The 19,741-nt window shown below is 64.8% G+C and carries 20 protein-coding genes; 16 read left to right on the top strand and 4 right to left on the bottom strand.

Features of this window, described 5'->3' with window-relative positions; all coding sequences use genetic code 11:
- Window positions 1-3: 3 nt before the first annotated feature.
- Genes nuoI through EPD82_RS02300 form a run of 9 tightly spaced genes read left to right on the top strand, consistent with a single transcriptional unit; the run spans window position 4 to window position 8,868 of the window.
- The gene (gene nuoI / locus EPD82_RS02340; protein ID WP_028874905.1) at window positions 4-489 is read left to right on the top strand and encodes an NADH-quinone oxidoreductase subunit NuoI; all 486 of its coding nucleotides are present in this window, start codon (window positions 4-6) and stop codon (window positions 487-489) included.
- Between the two features lie 19 nt (window positions 490-508).
- On the top strand, window positions 509-1,105 hold the full coding sequence (locus tag EPD82_RS02335) for an NADH-quinone oxidoreductase subunit J (protein WP_055423525.1): 597 nt from the start codon (window positions 509-511) through the stop codon (window positions 1,103-1,105).
- 13 nt (window positions 1,106-1,118) lie between these two features.
- Window positions 1,119-1,424, top strand: a complete 306-nt coding sequence (gene nuoK / locus EPD82_RS02330; RefSeq protein ID WP_055423550.1) for an NADH-quinone oxidoreductase subunit NuoK — start codon at window positions 1,119-1,121, stop codon at window positions 1,422-1,424.
- Between the two features lie 13 nt (window positions 1,425-1,437).
- Complete coding sequence (gene nuoL, locus EPD82_RS02325) at window positions 1,438-3,438, top strand: NADH-quinone oxidoreductase subunit L (RefSeq protein WP_055423526.1); 2,001 nt, start codon at window positions 1,438-1,440, stop codon at window positions 3,436-3,438.
- A gap of 58 nt (window positions 3,439-3,496) precedes the next feature.
- Entirely contained in the window at window positions 3,497-4,984 is a 1,488-nt protein-coding gene (locus EPD82_RS02320; RefSeq protein ID WP_055423527.1) for an NADH-quinone oxidoreductase subunit M, read from the top strand.
- 32 nt (window positions 4,985-5,016) lie between these two features.
- On the top strand, window positions 5,017-6,489 hold the full coding sequence (gene nuoN, locus EPD82_RS02315; protein WP_141054986.1) for an NADH-quinone oxidoreductase subunit NuoN: 1,473 nt from the start codon (window positions 5,017-5,019) through the stop codon (window positions 6,487-6,489).
- Window positions 6,490-6,504: 15 nt separating this feature from the next.
- Window positions 6,505-7,074 (top strand): NUDIX domain-containing protein, encoded by a 570-nt coding sequence (locus EPD82_RS02310; RefSeq protein WP_206202151.1) that lies wholly within the window; start codon window positions 6,505-6,507, stop codon window positions 7,072-7,074.
- A complete protein-coding gene (locus EPD82_RS02305) occupies window positions 7,071-8,318 on the top strand; it encodes a 6-phosphofructokinase (RefSeq protein WP_141054983.1) in 1,248 nt (415 codons plus the stop codon). The genes EPD82_RS02310 and EPD82_RS02305 overlap by 4 nt, the downstream gene beginning before the upstream one ends.
- Window positions 8,319-8,370: 52 nt before the next feature.
- Window positions 8,371-8,868, top strand: a complete 498-nt coding sequence (locus tag EPD82_RS02300) for a hypothetical protein (RefSeq protein WP_055423531.1) — start codon at window positions 8,371-8,373, stop codon at window positions 8,866-8,868.
- A gap of 7 nt (window positions 8,869-8,875) precedes the next feature.
- Here the strand turns inward: EPD82_RS02300 and murJ are convergent, their stop codons facing one another.
- Entirely contained in the window at window positions 8,876-10,426 is a 1,551-nt protein-coding gene (gene murJ, locus EPD82_RS02295; RefSeq protein WP_141054979.1) for a murein biosynthesis integral membrane protein MurJ, read from the bottom strand.
- 72 nt (window positions 10,427-10,498) lie between these two features.
- On the opposite strand from murJ, the gene rpsT reads away from it, so the two are divergent.
- Window positions 10,499-10,762 carry a 30S ribosomal protein S20 gene (gene rpsT, locus EPD82_RS02290; protein WP_055423533.1) on the top strand — a complete coding sequence of 88 codons (264 nt, stop codon included), beginning with the start codon at window positions 10,499-10,501 and terminating at the stop codon, window positions 10,760-10,762.
- Between the two features lie 44 nt (window positions 10,763-10,806).
- On the opposite strand, the gene EPD82_RS02285 is transcribed toward rpsT, so the two are convergent.
- Entirely contained in the window at window positions 10,807-11,151 is a 345-nt protein-coding gene (locus EPD82_RS02285) for a DUF3579 domain-containing protein (RefSeq protein ID WP_141054976.1), read from the bottom strand.
- Between the two features lie 180 nt (window positions 11,152-11,331).
- Between EPD82_RS02285 and EPD82_RS02280 the strand changes: the two genes are divergently transcribed.
- A complete protein-coding gene (locus EPD82_RS02280; protein WP_170210770.1) occupies window positions 11,332-12,921 on the top strand; it encodes a peptidylprolyl isomerase in 1,590 nt (529 codons plus the stop codon).
- A 39-nt stretch (window positions 12,922-12,960) separates the two neighbouring features.
- Here EPD82_RS02280 and EPD82_RS02275 read toward each other — a convergent pair whose 3' ends face one another.
- Window positions 12,961-13,752, bottom strand: coding sequence for an enoyl-ACP reductase FabI (locus EPD82_RS02275; RefSeq protein ID WP_141054970.1), 792 nt, complete (start codon window positions 13,750-13,752; stop codon window positions 12,961-12,963).
- A gap of 66 nt (window positions 13,753-13,818) precedes the next feature.
- Window positions 13,819-14,265 carry an SsrA-binding protein SmpB gene (gene smpB / locus EPD82_RS02270; protein ID WP_028874893.1) on the bottom strand — a complete coding sequence of 149 codons (447 nt, stop codon included), beginning with the start codon at window positions 14,263-14,265 and terminating at the stop codon, window positions 13,819-13,821.
- A gap of 69 nt (window positions 14,266-14,334) precedes the next feature.
- On the opposite strand from smpB, the gene EPD82_RS02265 reads away from it, so the two are divergent.
- The 5 genes from EPD82_RS02265 (at window position 14,335) to EPD82_RS02245 (ending at window position 19,734) form a co-directional block, all read left to right on the top strand.
- A complete protein-coding gene (locus EPD82_RS02265; protein ID WP_141054967.1) occupies window positions 14,335-14,778 on the top strand; it encodes a type II toxin-antitoxin system RatA family toxin in 444 nt (147 codons plus the stop codon).
- A complete protein-coding gene (locus EPD82_RS02260; RefSeq protein WP_206202150.1) occupies window positions 14,771-15,088 on the top strand; it encodes an RnfH family protein in 318 nt (105 codons plus the stop codon). The genes EPD82_RS02265 and EPD82_RS02260 overlap by 8 nt, the downstream gene beginning before the upstream one ends.
- A gap of 45 nt (window positions 15,089-15,133) precedes the next feature.
- Window positions 15,134-16,594, top strand: coding sequence for an IMP dehydrogenase (gene guaB, locus EPD82_RS02255; RefSeq protein WP_141054965.1), 1,461 nt, complete (start codon window positions 15,134-15,136; stop codon window positions 16,592-16,594).
- A gap of 4 nt (window positions 16,595-16,598) precedes the next feature.
- Window positions 16,599-18,167: a glutamine-hydrolyzing GMP synthase gene (guaA, locus tag EPD82_RS02250; protein ID WP_141054963.1), complete on the top strand. Its 1,569-nt coding sequence runs from the start codon at window positions 16,599-16,601 to the stop codon at window positions 18,165-18,167.
- Between the two features lie 286 nt (window positions 18,168-18,453).
- Window positions 18,454-19,734, top strand: a complete 1,281-nt coding sequence (locus EPD82_RS02245; protein WP_082438393.1) for a tyrosine-type recombinase/integrase — start codon at window positions 18,454-18,456, stop codon at window positions 19,732-19,734.
- Window positions 19,735-19,741 lie beyond the last annotated feature (7 nt).

Below are 19,741 nucleotides of genomic sequence, written 5' to 3'. Positions count from 1 at the left end.
ACGATGGGCGCGCACAACCTGATCGGAACCTTGTTCCTGAAAGAGCTCTTCAAGGGGCTCGCCGTGACCGGGCGGCACTTCTTCGCCCGCAAGATTACGGTGCAATATCCCGAAGAGCGCACGCCGCAAAGCCCCCGTTTCCGGGGATTGCACGCGCTGCGCCGCTATCCCAACGGCGAGGAGCGCTGCATCGCCTGCAAGCTGTGCGAGGCGATCTGCCCGGCCATGGCCATCACCATCGAGGCCGAGCCGCGCGCCGACGGGTCGCGCCGCACCACGCGCTACGACATCGATCTGACCAAGTGCATCTTCTGCGGGTTTTGCGAAGAGGCCTGCCCGGTCGATGCCATCGTCGAGACGCGGGTGTTCGAGTACCACGGCGAGCAGCGCGGCGACCTCTATTACACCAAGCAGATGCTGCTGGCGGTGGGCGACAAGTACGAAGCGCAGATCGCCGCCGACCGGGCGGCCGACGCGAAGTATCGTTGAGACGGGAAAAGGACAGGCCATGGAATTCCAAACCGTCGTGTTCTACCTCTTCGGCGCGATCGCGGTGGCCGCGGCCCTGGGCGTGATCCTGGTGCGCAACCCGGTGCATGCCGCGCTCTTTCTGGTGCTCGCCTTCTTCTCCTCGGCGGCGATCTGGCTCCTGCTCGAGGCGGAATTCCTGGCCATCGCGCTCGTGCTCGTCTATGTGGGCGCCGTGATGGTGCTCTTCCTCTTCGTCGTGATGATGCTCGACATCAACATCGACCGACTGCGCGAGGGTTTCTGGTCCAACCTGCCGCTGGGGTTGCTGGTGGCGGCGGTGCTGGTGGTCGAGATGGTGCTGGTGCTCACGGGCGACTTCTTCCGCCAAGCGCCGGCGCCAGTGCCCCTGCCGGCCGATGCGAGCAACACCGCCGACATTGGACGGGTGCTCTATACCGTCTATGCCTATCCGTTCGAAATCGCGGCCATGGTGCTGCTGGTGGCGATGGTCGCCGCGGTGAGCCTGACGCTGCGCAAGCGCAAGGACGCGCGTTATCTCGATCCGGCCGAGCAGGTGAAGGTGAAGGCGGCCGATCGGCTGCGGGTGATCTCCATGCCCGCGGAAAAAGAGTGAGCGGGGAGACATGATGCTGACCTTGTCCCATTTTCTGGTGTTCGGCGCGATCCTGTTCGCGATCAGCGTGGTGGGGATCTTTCTCAACCGCAAGAACCTGATCGTGCTGCTGATGGCCATCGAGCTGATGCTGCTGGCGGTCAATACGAACTTCGTTGCCTTCTCGCGCTATCTCGGCGATATCCACGGCCAGATCTTTGTCTTCTTCATCCTGACGGTGGCGGCGGCCGAGTCCGCCATCGGGCTGGCGATCCTGGTGGTGCTGTTCCGCAACCGCCGCACCATCCACGTCGATGACCTCGACCAACTGAAGGGTTGATCCGATGAGCGCGATGAACGAAATGAAAACGCTCTATCCCTTGGTGCCGCTCGCGCCGCTGGCAGGTTCCATCGTCGCGGGGCTCTTCGGACGCTGGGTGGGTCGCCGCGGGGCGCACACGGTGACCATCCTCGGGGTGCTCGTGGCCTTCCTCGCCTCGGTGGCGATCTATTTCGACGTCAAGGCCGGCAATACCTTCAACGGGCCGCTCTATGTCTGGGGCACGAGCGACGGGCTCTCCTTCCAGGTGGGCTTTCTCATCGATCCCCTCACGGTGATGATGATGCTCGTGGTCACCTTCGTGTCGCTGATGGTGCACATCTACACCATCGGCTACATGGCGGACGATCCGGGCTATACGCGCTTTTTCAGCTATATCTCGCTCTTTACCTTCTCGATGCTGATGCTGGTGATGGCCAACAACTTCCTGCAGCTCTTCTTCGGCTGGGAAGCGGTGGGTCTGGTGTCGTACCTGCTGATCGGTTTCTGGTATACACGCCCCAGCGCCATCTACGCCAACCTCAAGGCTTTCCTCGTCAACCGCGTCGGCGACTTCGGGTTCCTCCTGGGCATCGGGCTGGTGGCGGCCTACGCTGGCTCGCTCGACTATACCGAGGTGTTCGCCAAGGCCGAACATCTGGCGGGGCTCACCGAGACGGTCACCGGTTGGCCGCTGGTGACCGCCATCTGCATCGCGCTCTTCGTCGGCGCCATGGGCAAATCGGCCCAGGTTCCGCTGCACGTGTGGCTGCCGGATTCGATGGAAGGTCCGACGCCGATCTCGGCGCTCATCCACGCCGCGACCATGGTCACGGCCGGCATCTTTATGGTGGCGCGCATGTCGCCGCTCTTCGAGCTCTCCGACACGGCGCTCTCCTTCGTGCTGATCATCGGCGCCACCACGGCGCTCTTCATGGGTTTTCTCGGGATCGTGCAGAATGACATCAAGCGCGTGGTGGCCTATTCGACTCTGTCGCAGCTCGGCTACATGACGGTGGCGCTGGGGGCATCGGCCTATTCGGCGGCGGTGTTCCACCTCATGACGCACGCTTTCTTCAAGGCGCTCCTCTTCCTCGCCGCCGGTTCGGTCATCATCGGCATGCACCACGACCAGGACATGCGCAACATGGGGGGCTTGCGCAAGTACATGCCCATCACCTGGATCACGGCGCTCATCGGCTCGCTCGCCCTCATCGGCACGCCCTTCTTCTCCGGGTTCTATTCCAAGGACATCATCATCGAGGCGGTGGCCGAGGCGAACGTCTTCGGCGCGGGGTACGCCTATTTCTGCGTGCTCGCCGGCGTCTTCGTCACGGCCTTCTACACCTTCCGCATGTACTTCCTCGTCTTCCACGGCAAAGAGCGCTTCGGCAAGGCGCACCATGGGCACGAAGCGCACGGACACGACGAACACCACGGACTCGCGCCGGGAGAGAAGCCGCACGAGTCGCCCCCGGTGGTGACGGTGCCGCTGGTGCTGCTCGCCATCCCTTCGGTGGTGATCGGCTACTTCACGATCGAGCCCATGCTCTACGGCGGCTGGTTCGGCGACGCCATCCGCGTGCTCGCCGAGAGACATCCGGCCATGGAGAAGCTCGCCGAGGAGTTCCACGGGCCGCTGGCGATGGCGCTGCACGGCTTTACGGCCGCGCCTTTCTGGCTCGCGCTCGCCGGCGTGGTGCTCGCCTGGTTCTGCTACCTGGTGCGGCCGCAGGTGCCGGAATTCTTCGCCCGCACGTTCCGCCCGATCTACGTGCTGCTGGAGAACAAGTACTACTTTGACCGCTTCAACGAGGTGGTCTTCGCCGGCGGGGCACGGCTGCTCGGGCGCTTCCTGTGGCAGATCGGCGATCGCACCATCATCGACGGGGCGGTGGTCAATGGCTCGGCGGCGATGGTGGGCGAGATCGCCGGTTCGGCGCGCTCGCTGCAGACGGGGCGGCTCTACCATTACGCTTTCGCGATGATCGTCGGCATGGTGGTGCTGCTCTGGTTCATCTACCGCGGGCATTGAGGCGGGATCGATTCCCGGTTTTCACGATACAACGACGACGCGCACACGGAAGAGCGACATGGCGGGAATTCCTTTACTGAGCTTGGCGATCTGGATTCCGATCCTCGGAGGGCTGCTGGTGCTCGCGGTGGGTGGCAACGACCGCAATGCGCCGCTGGCGCGGGTGACGAGCCTCTTCGCGGCGGCGCTCGGCTTTGCGGTGACGCTGCCGCTGTGGTTCGAGTTCGACGCGGCTACCTCGGCGCTGCAGTTCGTCGAGATCCGTGACTGGATCCCGCGCTACGCGGTGCACTACCACCTCGGTGTGGACGGCATCTCGATGCCCTTCGTGCTGCTCAATTCCTTCATCACGCTCATCGTCGTCATCGCCGGCTGGGAGGTGATCCAGGAGCGCGTGGCGCAGTACATGGCCGCCTTCCTCATCATGTCCGGCATCATCAACGGCATCTTCTCGGCGATGGATGCCGTGCTCTTCTACGTCTTTTTCGAGGCTTCGCTCATTCCGCTGTATCTCATCATCGGCATCTGGGGCGGGCCGAACCGGGTCTACGCGGCGATCAAGTTCTTCCTCTACACGCTCGCCGGGTCGCTCCTGATGCTGGTGGCGCTGCTCTATCTCTTCTACGCCTCCAACGGCAGCTTCGAGATCCTCGACTGGCATCGCCTGCCGCTCGACCTGCGCACGCAGCAGCTGCTCTTCCTCGCTTTCCTCGTGGCCTTCGCCGTCAAGGTACCGATGTGGCCGGTGCACACCTGGCTGCCGGATGCGCACGTCGAGGCGCCCACCGGCGGCTCGGTGGTGCTGGCGGCCATCGCGCTGAAACTGGGAGCCTACGGTTTCCTGCGCTTCTCGCTGCCGATCGCACCGGATGCGTCCATGAGCTTTCAGTGGCTGATCGTGACGCTTTCCTTGATCGCGGTGGTCTATATCGGCTTCGTCGCCCTGGTGCAGGAGGACATGAAAAAGCTCGTGGCCTATTCCTCGATCGCGCACATGGGCTTCGTCACGCTGGGCTTTTTCGTCTTCAACCGGCTCGGCGTGGAAGGGGCGATCGTGCAGATGATCTCGCACGGCTTCGTCTCGGGGGCGATGTTCCTGTGCATCGGCGTGCTCTACGACCGGATGCACTCGCGGCGCATCGCCGACTATGGCGGCGTGGTCAACGTCATGCCCAAGTTCGCCGCCTTCTTCCTGCTCTTCGCCATGGCCAACTCGGGGTTGCCGGCCACCAGCGGCTTCGTCGGGGAATTCATGGTGGCGCTCGCCGCGGTGAAGTCCAACTTCTGGATCGGTTTCGTGGCCGCCACCACCCTCATCCTCGGCGCAGCCTACTCGCTGTGGATGTACAAGCGCGTCGTCTTCGGCCCGGTGGCCAACGAGCGCGTGGCGGCGCTCACGGACATCGGAGCGCGCGAATTCTGGATGCTGGCGGTGCTCGCGTTCTTCGTGCTGCTGCTCGGGGTGTATCCGGCGCCGCTCCTGGACGTGATGCACGCCTCCGTCGATGAACTGCTGCGGCACGTGGCCGCCGGCAAACTGCACTGAGTCAAGCCCTCTACGCTGGGACGGGATAGAACATGGAATTCGAACGACCGGACTTCTCCTTGGCGGCTGCCGAGATCTTCGTGGCGGTGATGGCGCTCGTCGTCATGGTGGCGGGGACGTTCCTGCGCCGCATCAGCCGGGAGCTCGGCTATGCGCTGGCGCAGATCACCGTCATCGGCGCCGCCTTCATCACGGTCTTCTCGGTGACCGAGCCGACGGTGCGCTACACCTTCGGCACGATGTACGTCTCGGATTGGCTCGGCCAGGTGCTCAAGCTCTTCATCTACCTGTCGGTGTTCGCTTCGCTCCTCTACGGACGGCTCTACCTCATCGAGCGGCGGCTGGAGAAAGCGGAGTATTACGTGCTGATGCTGCTGTCGATGCTGGGGGCGATGATTCTGGTGTCGGCGAACAACCTGCTCGTGCTCTACCTCGGCCTGGAGATGATGACGCTCGCGCTCTATGCGCTCGTCGCCTTCGACCGCGACAACGGCCTGCGCTCCGAGGCGGCAATCAAGTACTTTGTGCTGGGGGCGATCTCCTCGGGGCTGCTGCTCTACGGCATGTCCATGATCTATGGCGCCACCGGCTCGCTCGACTTGGGCACGGTGGCCCAGGCGGTCTATCTGGGGGCGGGCGACGAGACGGTGCTCAAGTTCGGCGTGGCCTTCCTCGTGACGGGTATCGCCTTCAAGTTCGGCGTGGTGCCTTTCCACATGTGGGTGCCCGACGTCTATCACGGTGCCGCCACGCCGGTGACGCTGCTCATCGCCTCGGCGCCCAAGCTCGCCGGCTTCGCGCTCGCTCTGCGGCTGCTCGTCGGCGGATTCTTCGGGCTGGCGGAGACCTGGCAGCCGATGCTGATGCTGCTCGCCGTGGCCTCCATCGTGCTCGGCAACCTCGCCGCGATCGCCCAGAACAACATCAAGCGCATGCTCGCCTACTCGGGTATTTCCCACATGGGCTTCGTGCTCTTGGGCCTGCTCGCCGGCGTTACCGACGGCAGTCACCAGCTTGCCTTCAATGCCTACAGCTCGGCGCTCTTCTACGCCGTTTCTTACGCCCTCATGAGCCTGGCGAGCTTCGGCATGGTGCTGTTGCTCGCGCGCACCGGCTTCGAGGCCGAGCACATCGACGACTTCAAAGGGCTCAACCGCCGCAGCCCCTGGTTCGCGGCGATGATGCTCTTCGTCATGTTCTCCATGGCCGGCATCCCCTTCTTTCTCGGCTTCTTCGCCAAGTTCGCCGTGCTCGAGGCGGTGGTTGCCGCTGGGCACACCTGGCTTGCCGTGCTCGCGGTGATCATGTCGGTGATCGGTGCCTATTACTACCTACGGGTGGTCAAGGTGATGTACTTCGACGAGCCGACGGATCGCACGGCCCTCATCGCCTCCAGCGAGACGCGCGTGCTGCTTTCCGCCAACGCCCTGACCCTGGCGGTGGCCGGCCTCATGCCGCAGGGATTGATGTCGGTCTGCGCCTACGCCATCCTCACTTCCTTCTGAGCGAGGACGCTTTCCGTGTCTGTGGCCGACGACCCTCTGCGCGAAGTAACGCAGGCCTCGGATACGGTATGGGAAGGTGTCTTCCTGCGCGTGCTGCGCGACCGCGTGCGCCTGCCCGATGGGCACGAGACGACGCGCGAATACCTGCGCCATCCCGGCGCCGCGGCGATGATCGCGCTCACCGACGCCGGCGAAGTGGTGCTGGAGCGCCAGTTCCGCTATCCCCTGGGATGCAGCATCGTCGAGCTGCCGGCAGGAAAGCTCGACGCGGGCGAACCGCCGCTCGATTGTGCCCGCCGCGAGCTGGAGGAAGAAACCGGCTACACGGCCGAGTGCTGGGAAACGATCGGGCATTTTCATCCCTGCGTCGGCTATTCCGACGAGGTGATCCACGTCTTCCTCGCCCGCGGACTGCGTGCCGGTCGCCGTTGTCTCGATCACGGCGAATTCCTCGAGGTGCTGCACTGGCCGCTGCCGCGCCTGTGGCAGGCGATCTTTGCCGGTGAGATCACCGACGGCAAGACGCTCTCGGCCTTGTTGCTCGCACTGCCGCGGCTGCGCGCGCTCGGGCTGCCCACGCCATGAGCACGCTCCTCTACGCCCAATCGGGCGGAATGACGGCGGTGATCAACGCGAGCGCCGTGGGCGTGATGCGCGCCTGCGCCGCATCGGGGGTGCCCTTTCTCGCTGCACGGCATGGCATCCTCGGTGTGCTCGAAGAAGATCTCGTCGTGCCCGGCGCGCTCGATGCTTCTGTGCTTGCGCGCATCTCGCGCACGCCGGGCGGGACTTTCGGCTCCTGCCGTTTCGATCTGCCGCCGTTCGACGAAGCGCCGGCCCTGCACGAGCGGCTTTTCGCCGTGCTCGAGGCGCATGAGGTGCGCTGGCTGCTCTACAACGGGGGCAACGGTTCGATGGATACGGTGCGCCAGTTGCACTTGAGCGCGCAGCGCCTGGGGTACCCCCTCACGGTGGTCGGTATTCCCAAGACCATCGACAACGATCTCCTCGGCACCGATTTTTCTCCCGGCTATCCATCGGCGGCGAAGTATCTCGCCACGAGCTATCTCGAAGCGAGCCTCGACCTGGCTTCCCTTTACGTGCGCAAGCCCCGGCTCTTCGTCATGGAGACCATGGGGCGCAACGTCGGCTGGCTCGCCGCCAGCACCTCGATCGTGCAACGCCTCGCTCCCGACGAAGGGCCGCATCTGGTGCTGCTGCCGGAGACGCCTTTTCGCACCGAGACGGTTTTCCCTCGGGTGGAGGAGACGCTCTCCCGCCTTGGTTTTTGCTCCCTCGTCGTCGCCGAAGGGGTGAAAGACGAAGCGGGGCGGCTGCTGTCGATGCGGGGAGTGGAAGCGGGGCGCTACGTCCAGCTCGGCGGGGCAGGGCTGGCGCTCGCGCAGCGGCTCGCGCAGGAATTCGGCGTGAAGTACCACGTCGCCGTGCCCGATTATCTGCAGCGCGCCGCGGCGCATTGGGCAAGCCCCATCGATTACGAGGTCGCCGACCGCTTGGGCGAATTCGCCGTGGAGACGGCGCTTGCAGGGATCTCGGCGGCGATGGTGGCGGTGGAGCGCCAAGGCGAGGCGCCGTACCGATACCGCTGCGTGACGGTGCCGATCGATACCCCGGCCAACCGCGAGCGCGGCTTTCCGCCGCAGTGGATCGATGCCTCAGGCTGTGGCGTCAATGAGGACTTCCAGCGCTGGCTCGCTCCGCTCATCGAGGGGACTTTGCCCACCCCTTGCCGTGGCGGATTGCCGGACGTGCATCTGCCCGCATGGGAGAGCCTGCCGAAGCGCTGCGCACCGTGGTCCGCGCCCTGATCGCCCCTCCCTTGCCTATAATGCTTTGCAGGCGATGCAACAGGAGAGAGGGATGCGTGCCCGGTTGCTGCAAGCCGTTTTCTTCACCGTGGTGCTCACGCTGAGCGCGTGCGCCACGCCGCTCATCCACTCGCCCGTCTTCGAGACCGAATCCCAGCTCCTCGCCGCGCGCGGTTCGCCCACGCGCGTGTGGGAGAACCCCGACGGCACGCGCACGCTGGAATACGCCACTCAACCTTACGGCTGGACCTGCTGGATGTACACGGTAGATCGCGACGGTCGCATCGTCGAGCAGCACGATGCGCTCGCGCCGGAGAATCTGGCGCGTATCAAGCCGGGCATGACCAAGGCCGAAGTCGACCGTCTGCTCGGAGCGCATCGCCGCGAGCACTTCTACTCCCTCTCCGGCGAGGAGGTGTGGGACTGGAACATCAGAAATGAATGGCGCGGCGTGCTCTTCACCCTCTTCAACGTGCATTTCAAAGGGGATGTGGTCGAGCGTACCAGCGTGAGCTACGTCTACAACTGGCTCGATCCGGATGCGATGTAACGCCTTTTCAGGCGCCGTGGCGGCGGAAGTCGGCAAGCCGCATCCCTGAGACGTAGAGCGTGCCGAAATAGGCGAGCGCGCAGGCGGCAAGGAGCAGGGCGAGCCGGCCGCTGCGCTCGAGGGCGGGCAGGTGCAGCCAGTCGCCGAGGCCGCGGGCTCCCCACAAGGCCACGATCCCGAGCGCGAGGGTGGCCGCCGTCACCCGCAGCAGGAATCTTCCCCATCCCGCCAGCGGGCGGTACGTGCCGCGCCGCCACAGGCCATGCAGCAGCAGTCCGGCGTTGAGCCAGGCCGCGAGGCTGATCGACAGCGCCAAGCCCGCGTGCGCGAGGGGCAGCACGAAGACGAAGAGCCCGTTCATCGCCTGGGTGGCCACCAGCGAGACGAGGGCGATTTTCACCGGTGTGCGCACGTTCTGCTGGGCGTAGAAGCCGGGGGCGAGGATCTTCACCGCGATCAAGGCCGTCAGGCCCACGCTGTAGGCGACGAGGGCGCGGCAGGTGGCGAGTGCATCCTGTGCGTCGAAGGCGCCATGGAGGAAGAGCGTGCTCACCAGCGGTTCGGCCAGCAGCGCCATGCCCGCGGCCGCCGGCAGGGTGAGGAGCACCGTCAGGCGCAGTCCCCAGTCGAGCAGAGCCTGGTAGTCTTCGCGGCTCGCGCGCGCGTGCGCCCGCGACAGGCTCGGCAGCAGGATGGTCCCCAGCGCCGCACCCAGTAACCCGGAAGGGAATTCCATCAGCCGGTCGGCGTAGTAGAGCCAGGAGACGCTGCCGCTGGGCAGCAGGGAGGCGAACACGGTATTGATGAGGAGCGAGACTTGGGCTACCGACACGCCCAGCACCGCCGGGGCCATGAGCCGCAGCACGCGGCGCACTCCTTCGTCGCGCGGGGCCCAGTCCCAGCGCGGCCAGGTGCCCAGGCGCCGCAGGGCGGGCACGTGCAGCAGCACCTGCGCGAGCCCACCCACGAGCACGGCCCAGGCGAGCGCCGTGACCGGCGGCTCGAAGACCGGCACGCCGGCGAGTGCGAGCACGGTGAAGGTGATGAAGGAGAGGTTGAGCGCCACGGGCGTGGCCGCCGGCAGGGCGAACCGACCCCAGGTGTTGAGGATGGCCGAGGAGAAAGCCACCAGCGCCATGCACAGGATGTAGGGGAAAGTGATGCGCGTCATCGACACGGCGAGCGCGAAGGTCTCGGGGCGGGCAAGGAAACCGGGAGCCGAGACGGCGATGAGCCCGCCGGCACCGACGATGCCCACCAGCGTCACGGCGCTCACTGCGGCCAGGAGCAGGGTGAAGACGCGGTCGATCAGCCGTTGCGTCGCCTGCGCGCCTTCGCGCTCACGAGTGTGTCCCAGCACCGGAACGAAGGCTTGGGAGAAGGCTCCTTCGGCGAAGAGCCGCCGTAGCAGGTTCGGTAGCCGAAAGGCGACGAAGAACGCGTCTGTGGCAGGGCCGGCGCCGAAGACGGCGGCGATCAGCAGGTCGCGCACGAAGCCGAGGATGCGGGAAGCGAGCGTGAAACCGCTGACGGTGGCCAGCGCGCGCAGCAGGTTCATCGTGTCGGTTGCATCAAAATGGCGGAAAGGCTAGAATTATAGTTTCTTCCAAGTATTTCGGGGTTGAAGGACATGGCCAACACGGCTCAAGCTCGCAAGCGCGCCCGTCAGGCGCTCAAGCGCCGCGCGCACAATCGCAGTCTGCGCTCGCGCCTGCGCACCGCCATCAAATCGGTGCGTCAAGCGCTCGCTACTGGCGACAAACAGCAGGCCCTTGCCGCTTTCCAGGCGTCGCAGGGTGTGATCGATTCGATGGCCGGAAAGGGCATCATCCACAAGAACGCCGCCGCGCGCTACAAGAGCCGGCTGATGGCGCGGATCAAGGCGCTCGGCTGAAGAATCGCCAAAGATCCTTCTTGCCTTGGCGAAGAAAAGGCAGCTCAGGGGCTGCCTTTTTCTTTCCTTGCGTTCTCCGGTCCGTCTTCGTCATCGGAAGGTGGCGTTTCTTCGTCGGGGAAACGCAGCTGGAGGTCGTTGTCCTTGGCGAAGTTGAGCAAGAAGTGGTAGGCGAGGGGTTCGATGTCGTAGAGCCGGGCGTCGACCCGCACGGTTTTGGCGCCATTCTCGTCGGGGCCGGGCTGGACGTAGGGCGAATAGCGCATTTTATGGTCGGAGCCGAACTGCGACATGATGCCGCACAGGCGCTCGGCCCAGTCGCTGGGACGAAAGCGCTTGCCTTCGGAAGTGAGCCCGACGATGACGAAATTGCGCACGGTGGGTTTCATGGGAGGCCCGTCGAGAGTCGATCCGGCGTCACGCGAAAAGTCCAATTATAGCCCAGCCCGCCGTCCGGCCGATGTCGGTGCGGTCGCGATCCGGACGCTTCGGGGAATTTTGATGCGATAATCCTTCGTTCGTTGCGCGGTCGAATCGTTGCCGTGCCCATCGTGGAGGGAATTCGCCTCATGTTCGAAGTCATCCGTCGCAAGCGACGCATCGCCCAGGGTATTCTGCTGCTGCTGATCCTGCCCTTCGCCTTCTTCGGGATCGAGCGTTATTTCTCCGGCGGTCCCAGCCATCAGGAGGCGGCAAAGGTAGGCGATGCGGTCGTGACCACGGCCGAGCTGCGCCAGGCGGTGGAAGAGCGCACGGCGCAGCTGCGCCAACGGTTCGGTGAGAATTTCGACGCGCGCATCGTCCGCGACCCCGCGTTCGTCGAGAGGGTGCTGCGCGAGCTCATCGAGCGCCGTCTCGTACAGGTCGAGGCGGCTCGGCTGGGAGTGGTGGTAACGCCCGAAGCCTTGCAGCGGGCGATCGCCTCTTTCGAGGTGTTCCAGCAGGACGGACAGTTCTCCTATCCGCGCTACGAGGCGGTGCTGCGGGCTCAGGGGCTCACCCCTAAGGCGTTCGAGGCGATGCTCGCCCAGGATCTGGCAGTGCAGCGCCTGGTGGAACCGATCGCGCAGGGGGCCATCGTGCCGCGCGAGCAGACGCTGCAGCTGGTGGCGCAGCAGCTCGAAGAGCGCGAGGTGAGCGTGGCGGTGCGCGCCGCTGCCGACGAAGCCGACCCCGCCGGGTTGACGGAGGAGGCATTGCGCGCCTACTACGAGGCGAACGCGGCGCGTTACGTCGCACCGGCCAAGGTTCGGCTGCAGTACCTCCTCGTCGATGAAGAAGAGATCGGCCGTGGGCTTACGCCGAGCGAGGCGGATCTGCGTGCACTCTACGAGCAGGCACCGGAGCTCTTTCGCGATCCGGCCAGCCAGCAGGTGCGGCCCTTCGAGGAGGTGCGCGAGGCGCTGGCCGATTCCTGGCGCGTGCGTCAGGCTCGGCAGCGCTACGGGGAAGTGCGCGAAGAACTGGGCAACGCCGTGTTCGAGGCGATCGACCGGCTCGACCCCGTGGCCGAGCGTTTTGGCCTAAGAATCCACGAAACTGAACTCGTGCCGCTGGAGGAAGTCGAGATCGCCGGCGTGAAGAGCGACAAGCTCATCGCTGCGCTCAAGGAGGCGCAGGCCCAGGGAGGGCAGAATCTCGAACCGGTCGAACTCGCCCCCGGCAAGCTCGCCGCGGTGCGCGTGGCTGAATACGTGCCGCCGCGGGCTCTTTCTTTCGACGAAGCGCGGGCGCGGGTGATCCAGGACCTGGCGCGGGAAAGAGGCCGTGAGCGGCTGCGGGAACTGGCGCCGCAATGGCTGGAACGCCTGGAAAAGGGTGAGACAGTGCCCGAGCTCGCGTGGCAGCCCAAGCGTAGTCTGACCCGGGCTTCCAATGCCTTGCCGCCGGAGCTCGTCGACGAGATCTTCAAGGCCACGCCTCCCTGGCCGCGCTATCTCGGCTGGGAAGCGTCCAATGGGGATCGCTGGTTCGTGCGCATCGAGGGCGTGCGCCGACCGCAGCTGCAGGCGGACGACCCGATGGTACAGTTTGCCGGCGAGCGCATCCGCTCGGTGGTGGGCAACGTGGAGTGGCGCGGCTGGCTGAAGACGCTGGAGACGCGTCACCCCGTGGTGATCCGGCGCGAAGCGCTGCAGGAGCTCACCACGGCGCCCTGAACTCCCGCCCCCGCCGGTCCGGCGCCGACGGGGACCGCGTCATTCCTGCTCGGGATTGCCGAGGGCGGTGGTATTGAAACCCCCGTCGACGTAGAGAATCTCGCCAGTGATGCCGCTCGCCAGATCCGAGCAGAGGAAAGCGGCGGCGTTGCCCACCTCTTCGATCGTGACGTTGCGCCGCAGCGGGGCGTTGTGCTCGTTGAAGCGTAGGAGTTTGCTGAAGCTACCAATGCCCGAGGCGGCCACCGTCTTGATAGGCCCGGCTGAGACGGCATTGACGCGCGTGCCTTCGGGGCCGAGGCAGGCGGCCATGTAGCGTACCGCCGCTTCCAGGCTCGCTTTCGCCAGACCCATGATGTTGTAATTGGGCATGGTGCGCACGGCGCCGAGGTAGGTGAGGGTGAGCAAGGAGCCATTCCGGCCTTTCATCATCGGCCGGGCGGCCTTGGCGAGCAGGGGAAAGCTTGCCGCGCTCACTTCCTGCGAGATGCGGAAGGCTTCGCGGGTGAATCCGTCGAGGAAGTCGCCGTCGAGCGCTTCGGTGGGGGCGTAGGCGATGGAGTGCACCAGGCCATCGAGCCCGTCCCAGTGCTGGCGCAGCGCCGTGAATAGCCCCTCGATCTGCGCATCGTCGGTGACGTCGAGCGGAAAGGCGAGCTCGGAATCGAATTCCGCCGCCAGTTTGCGGATGCGCTCTTCGAAGCGTTCGTTCTGGTAGGTGAAGGCGAGCACCGCGCCTTCGCGGTGCATGGCCTTGGCGATGCCGTAGGCGATCGAGCGGTTGCTCATCATCCCCGTGATGAGGATCTTCTTGCCGGCGAGAAAGCCCATCGGATGTGCTCCATCGTAGTTATCGTGTGGCGGCGATTATACGGCAAGCCCGCAAGGGCTTTCGTATCAACGCTTCTCGCGCATCAGGCGGGCCTTTTCGCGCAACCAGTCGCGCTCTTTCTCGGCCTCGCGCTTGTCGTGCTGCTTCTTGCCCTTGGCGAGCCCGATCGTGGCCTTGATGCGGCCGCGGGAGAAGTGCAGATCGAGCGGCACGAGCGTGTAGCCGGCGCGTTCCACCTGGCCGATGAGCCGGTCGATCTCACGCCGGTGCAGCAGCAGTTTGCGCGTGCGCGTGGGATCGGGGTGGACGTGGGTCGAGGCGCTCGCAAGCGGCGTGACGTGCATGCCGAGCAGGAAGAGTTCGCCGTCCTTGACGATGACGTAGGCTTCCTTGAGGTTCGCCCGGCCGGCGCGGATTGCCTTCACTTCCCAGCCCTGCAGCTCGATACCTGCCTCGAAGGTCTCTTCGATGAAGTAATCGTGGCGCGCCTTGCGGTTTTCGACGATGCTCATGGGCGGCGTTCCGGTGAAGTGCTGGGGTAGAATCGCCGATTATAGGTGAGCAGCCGGCGAAAGCACACGATGGCCGAGGTCCATAAACGCATCTTGATCGATTTGCCGGCGGCGGCGATGTTCGAACTCGTCGACCGCTGCGAAGACTATCCGCAATTCCTGCCCTGGTGCGGCGGCGTCGACTTGCACCAGCGCACCGACACCCTGACCGAGGCGACGCTGCACGTGGATTTTCACGGCATCAAAACCCATTTCACCACGGTCAACGACAAGGAATTCCCCCATCGCATGCACATCCGTCTCAAGGAGGGTCCTTTCCGTCGCCTGGAGGGCGAGTGGCGCTTCGTGCCGCTGGGCGAGGGGGCGTGCCGTGTCGAGTTCGATCTTCATTATGAATTTGCCTCCCGCGTGCTGGAGAAGGTGCTGGGACCGGTGTTCAACCGTATCGCGGCGACTTTCGTCGACGCTTTCGTGCGTCGGGCGCGACAGATGAAGGGTGAGGGCGGTGGCTGAACTGCGCGTCGAGCTCGTCTACGCGCCCGCGCCAGGAGTGATCGAGCGCGTGCCGCTCTTCTTGTCCGCGGGGGCGACGGTGCGCGATGCCGTGCTGCGCTCAGGGCTCATCGAACGCCATCCGGCATTGCAGGAAGGCTGGGAGCGCGCCTGCAGCCTCTTCGGTCGGCTCGTGCCGCCGGAGACGCCGCTTGCCGACGGCGACCGACTGGAACTCACCCGGCCGCTCATCGCCGATCCGAAAGCGGTGCGCTGGCGCCGCGCCCGAACGTCTCGCGACAAAAACCCCGAGGAGCGCAAGGCTCCCTGAAGCCGTCTCGCCGGTATAATTCCGTTTTGGTCCAAGGACTGTACCATGCGACTGCTGAAGAAAGCCCTCACCTTCGACGACGTCCTCCTCGTTCCTGCTCATTCCGCCATCCTTCCGCGCGACGCGGACCTCTCCAGCCAGCTCACGCGCGACATCCGTTTGAATCTGCCGCTGGTGTCCGCAGCCATGGATACCGTCACGGAGGCGCGCCTGGCGATCGCACTCGCCCAGGAAGGCGGCATCGGCATCATCCACAAGAACCTCACGCCCAAGCAGCAGGCGGCGGAAGTCGCCAAGGTCAAGCGGTTCGAATCCGGCATCTTGAAGGATCCGGTGACCATTCCGCCGACGATGACCGTGGGCGAGGTGCTGGCCCTCACTCGTCAGCTCGGCGTCTCGGGCCTGCCGGTGGTCGAGCACGGCAAGGTGGTGGGCATCGTCACCAACCGCGACCTGCGCTTCGAGACGCGATTCGATGTGCCGGTGGCCACCATCATGACGCCGCGCGAGCGGCTCGTCACCGTGCGCGAGGGGGCGACGCTCGAGGAGGCGAAGGCCCTGATGCAGCGCCATCGCCTCGAACGCGTATTGATCCTCGACGAGCACGACGCGCTCAAAGGGCTCATCACGGTCAAAGACATCCAGAAATCGAGCGAACATCCTCTTGCCACCAAGGACGAGCACGGTCGCTTGCGCGTGGGGGCGGCGATCGGCGTGGGCCCCGGGACCGAGGAGCGCGCCGAGTTGCTCGTGGCCGCCGGCGTGGACGTGCTGGTGGTCGATACGGCGCACGGCCATTCGCAAGGGGTGCTCGATCGCGTGCGCTGGGTCAAGCGCACCTATCCGCAGGTGCAGGTGGTGGGCGGCAACATCGCCACCGCCGAGGCGGCGCGGGCGTTGCTCGATGCCGGCGCGGACGGGGTGAAAGTGGGCATCGGCCCTGGTTCGATCTGCACCACGCGCATCGTTGCCGGAGTGGGCGTGCCGCAGATCACCGCCATCGACGACGTGGCCACGGCGCTTGCCGGCACGGGCGTGCCGCTCATCGCCGACGGCGGCATCCGCTATTCCGGCGATATCGCCAAGGCGCTCGCGGCCGGCGCCGATACCGTGATGCTGGGCAGTCTCTTCGCCGGGACGGAAGAGGCGCCGGGCGAGACGGTGCTCTACCAGGGGCGTTCCTACAAGGCCTATCGCGGCATGGGCTCGCTCGGGGCGATGCAGCAGGGGGCGGCCGACCGCTATTTCCAGGACGCGAGCGCCAACGTGGAGAAACTGGTGCCCGAGGGTATCGAAGGCCGGGTGCCCTACAAGGGTCCGGTGAGCGCGGTGATCCACCAGCTGGTGGGCGGCGTGCGCTCGGCCATGGGGTATCTGGGGTGCCGCACCATCGCCGAGCTGCAGGAAAAGGCGAGGTTCGTCGAGATCACCGCCGCCGGCGTACGCGAATCGCACGTGCACGACGTGCAGATCACCAAAGAAGCTCCCAACTACCACGTCGAATGATCCCATGACCCGACACGACAAGATCCTGATCCTGGATTTCGGCTCGCAGCTCACCCAGCTCATCGCCCGACGCGTGCGCGAGGCGCAGGTCTACTGCGAGATCCATCCCTTCGACGTGGGCGAGGACTTCATCCGCGCCTTCGCGCCCAAGGGCATCATCCTCTCGGGGGGGCCGAATTCGGCCTACGCGGCGCTCGATTGGCGCGCGCCCGAGATTGTCTTCCGCCTGGGGGTGCCGGTGCTGGGCATCTGCTACGGCATGCAGACCATGGCCGAGCAGCTGGGCGGCAAGGTGGCGGCGAGCGGCAAGCGCGAATTCGGCTACGCCCAGGTGCGCGTCGTCGCCCCCAACCGTCTCTTCGGGGCGCTCGCCGATCGCCGCGACGAGGAAGGGCGCGCGGTGCTGGAGGTGTGGATGAGCCACGGCGACAAGGTGGTCGAGCTGCCGCCGGGCTTCACCGTGATCGGCAGCAGCGAGTCCACCCCGATTGCCGCCATGGCCGACGAGGCGCGCGGTTTCTACGGCGTGCAGTTCCACCCCGAGGTGACGCATACGCTCAAGGGCAAGGAGATGCTCGAGCGCTTCGTGCATGAGATCTGCGGCTGCGGACGCGACTGGACCATGCCGGATTTCATCGGGGAGGCCATCGCCCGCATCCGGGCGCAGGTCGGCGACGAGGAGGTGATCCTGGGGCTCTCCGGCGGAGTGGATTCGTCGGTCGCCGCGGCGCTCATCCACCGCGCCATCGGCGATCGGCTCACGTGCGTCTTCGTCGACAACGGGTTGCTGCGCCTCGACGAGGCCGAGCAGGTGATGGCCACCTTCGCGCGCAACTTGGGCGTGAAGGTGATCCACGTCGATGCGAGCGAGCGTTTTCTCTCGGCGCTCGCTGGCGTGGCCGATCCGGAGCAGAAGCGGCGCATCATCGGGCGCGTCTTCGTCGAAGTCTTCCAGGAAGAGGCAGCGAAGCTGCCGCGCGCGCGCTGGCTCGCCCAGGGCACCATTTACCCCGACGTGATCGAATCAGCCGGCGGCAAGACGAAGAAGGCGGCGAGCATCAAGAGCCACCACAACGTGGGCGGGCTGCCCGAGACGCTGAACCTGAAGCTCCTTGAGCCGCTGCGTGAGCTCTTCAAAGACGAGGTGCGGGAGCTGGGCATCGCTCTGGGGCTGCCGCACGACATGGTCTATCGCCATCCTTTCCCCGGACCGGGGCTGGGGGTGCGCATCCTGGGGGAGGTGAAGCGCGAATACGCCGACATCCTGCGCCAGGCCGATGCGATTTTCATCGACGAGCTGCGCCGTGCCGACTGGTACGACAAGGTGAGCCAGGCCTTTGCCGTATTCCTGCCGGTGCGCAGCGTCGGCGTGATGGGGGATGCCCGCACCTACGAGTACGTGATCGCGCTGCGCGCGGTGCAGACGCAGGACTTCATGACGGCACATTGGGCGGAGCTGCCGCACGCGCTGCTCGCCCAGGTATCACACCGCATCATCAACGAAGTGGCCGGCATCAACCGGGTGGTCTATGATATTTCCGGCAAGCCGCCGGCGACGATCGAGTGGGAGTGATTAGATGTCTGGAAGCAACCAGAGAGAACAGGCAACAAGTTCTCGGTAAGTCATTGTTAGGGATAAAAAAACAGAAATTTTTCTAGCAAGGTCTAGCAGCGTCAGGCAGGGGTAAGCGGTCGATTTTTGCTGGTATATTTGCTGGCATTCTGCGATCTGGTATCATGGGCTGCGGCGGATGCCATCGACCGAGCGCAGTGCCCGAGATGGTATCGATATCCGATAACTTATTGACGAACAAAGAAAAAATGCCGTATTTCGGCGCTTTTTCGGTGATGGTATCGAGATGCTGTCCGACACCAAGCTTCGCAGCCTCAAACCCAGCGAGAAACCGTACAAAGTCGCCGACCGCGACGGTCTGTATGTGGTCGTCACTCCCGCGGGGACGATCTCCTTCCGTTACAACTACCGACTCAATGGTCGCCAGGAAACGCTGGTGCTCGGCCGTTATGGGGCCGATGGCATCACGCTGGCTGAAGCGCGAGAAAGGCTCCTGGCCGCGAAAAAGTTGGTCAGCGAAGGTAAATCACCGGCGCGACAGAAGTCCAGGGAGATGCGGAAGATCAGAGACGCCGAAACGTTCGGCTCCTGGGCTGAACTGTGGCTCAAGCATTACCCGATGGCTGAGTCCACAAGAGACATGCGCCGGTCGGTCTATGAGCGTGATCTAAAGGAACCGTTTGGTCGACTCAAGATGACGGAGATCGGCCACGAAGATCTTCGGCAACTATGCGACAAAATCGTGGCGCGAGGTGCGCCGGCAACAGCCGTTCATGCGCGTGAAGTCGTCCACATGGTGTATCGGTACGCGCTGGATCGCGGGCATCGTTATGAAAACCCCGCGGAACTCGTGCGGCCCGCATCCATTGCGCGCTTCCAACCAAAAGACCGAGCGCTATCTCCGCAAGAGATCTGGTTGCTTTATCAATACTTGGAGCGCGTATCGACCGCACCGACCATTCGCTTGGCGGTCAAGTTGCTGCTGTTGACGATGGTCAGGAAGTCGGAATTGACCGACGCGACGTGGGACGAAGTCAACTTTACTTTGGCGACCTGGACCATTCCAGCGGAACGGATGAAGAGAAAGCGTCCGCACGTGGTGTACCTGTCCCGCCAAGCATTGGATATTTTTATTGCCCTCAAGACGTGCGCGGGTGGGTCGCGTTACGTCTTGCCGTCCCGCTACGATCCCGACATTCCCATGAGCAAGGCCACACTGAATCAAGTGACGACCCTGGCGTGGAAGGCGGCGCAGGAAGATGGGAAGCCTTTGGGGAAGTTTTGCGTCCACGACTTGCGGCGGACGGCATCCACTCTGCTTCACGAGGCTGGCTACAACACGGATTGGATCGAGAAGTGCCTCGCCCATGAGCAAAAGGGCGTAAGAGCGATCTACAACAAGGCTGAATACGCCGATCAGCGTCGCGTCATGCTTCAGGATTGGGCAGACATGATCGACCTTTGGGTAAAAGGCGACCCGGCGCTTTGGGCTGTTGTGCCGCCGCCTTCCTCTCCGCTATCCATGCTTCGACCTCCCCCAGATCCCATGCCACCGATCGCGGAGTGAGGGCGAA

Origin of the sequence: Tepidiphilus succinatimandens, assembly GCF_006503695.1 — a bacterium.
Taxonomy (GTDB): Bacteria; Pseudomonadota; Gammaproteobacteria; order Burkholderiales; family Rhodocyclaceae; genus Tepidiphilus; species Tepidiphilus succinatimandens.
The sequence above is the reverse complement of the archived record's forward strand: the minus strand, read 5'-3'. Positions and strand labels throughout refer to the sequence as shown.

Bases quoted from the DNA above. Each gene is read 5' to 3' on its own strand.
- EPD82_RS02265 (WP_141054967.1), top strand. From the start codon at position 14,335: ATGGCCGAGGTCCATAAACGCATCTTGATCGATTTGCCGGCGGCGGCG.
- smpB (WP_028874893.1), bottom strand. From the start codon at position 14,265: ATGAGCATCGTCGAAAACCGCAAGGCGCGCCACGATTACTTCATCGAA.
- EPD82_RS02305 (WP_141054983.1), top strand. From the start codon at position 7,071: ATGAGCACGCTCCTCTACGCCCAATCGGGCGGAATGACGGCGGTGATC.
- guaA (WP_141054963.1), top strand. From the start codon at position 16,599: ATGACCCGACACGACAAGATCCTGATCCTGGATTTCGGCTCGCAGCTC.
- rpsT (WP_055423533.1), top strand. From the start codon at position 10,499: ATGGCCAACACGGCTCAAGCTCGCAAGCGCGCCCGTCAGGCGCTCAAG.
- EPD82_RS02280 (WP_170210770.1), top strand. From the start codon at position 11,332: ATGTTCGAAGTCATCCGTCGCAAGCGACGCATCGCCCAGGGTATTCTG.
- guaB (WP_141054965.1), top strand. From the start codon at position 15,134: ATGCGACTGCTGAAGAAAGCCCTCACCTTCGACGACGTCCTCCTCGTT.
- nuoN (WP_141054986.1), top strand. From the start codon at position 5,017: ATGGAATTCGAACGACCGGACTTCTCCTTGGCGGCTGCCGAGATCTTC.
- EPD82_RS02245 (WP_082438393.1), top strand. From the start codon at position 18,454: ATGCTGTCCGACACCAAGCTTCGCAGCCTCAAACCCAGCGAGAAACCG.
- EPD82_RS02335 (WP_055423525.1), top strand. From the start codon at position 509: ATGGAATTCCAAACCGTCGTGTTCTACCTCTTCGGCGCGATCGCGGTG.
- nuoK (WP_055423550.1), top strand. From the start codon at position 1,119: ATGCTGACCTTGTCCCATTTTCTGGTGTTCGGCGCGATCCTGTTCGCG.
- murJ (WP_141054979.1), bottom strand. From the start codon at position 10,426: ATGAACCTGCTGCGCGCGCTGGCCACCGTCAGCGGTTTCACGCTCGCT.
- nuoL (WP_055423526.1), top strand. From the start codon at position 1,438: ATGAACGAAATGAAAACGCTCTATCCCTTGGTGCCGCTCGCGCCGCTG.
- EPD82_RS02285 (WP_141054976.1), bottom strand. From the start codon at position 11,151: ATGAAACCCACCGTGCGCAATTTCGTCATCGTCGGGCTCACTTCCGAA.
- EPD82_RS02275 (WP_141054970.1), bottom strand. From the start codon at position 13,752: ATGGGCTTTCTCGCCGGCAAGAAGATCCTCATCACGGGGATGATGAGC.
- nuoI (WP_028874905.1), top strand. From the start codon at position 4: ATGGGCGCGCACAACCTGATCGGAACCTTGTTCCTGAAAGAGCTCTTC.
- EPD82_RS02320 (WP_055423527.1), top strand. From the start codon at position 3,497: ATGGCGGGAATTCCTTTACTGAGCTTGGCGATCTGGATTCCGATCCTC.
- EPD82_RS02300 (WP_055423531.1), top strand. From the start codon at position 8,371: ATGCGTGCCCGGTTGCTGCAAGCCGTTTTCTTCACCGTGGTGCTCACG.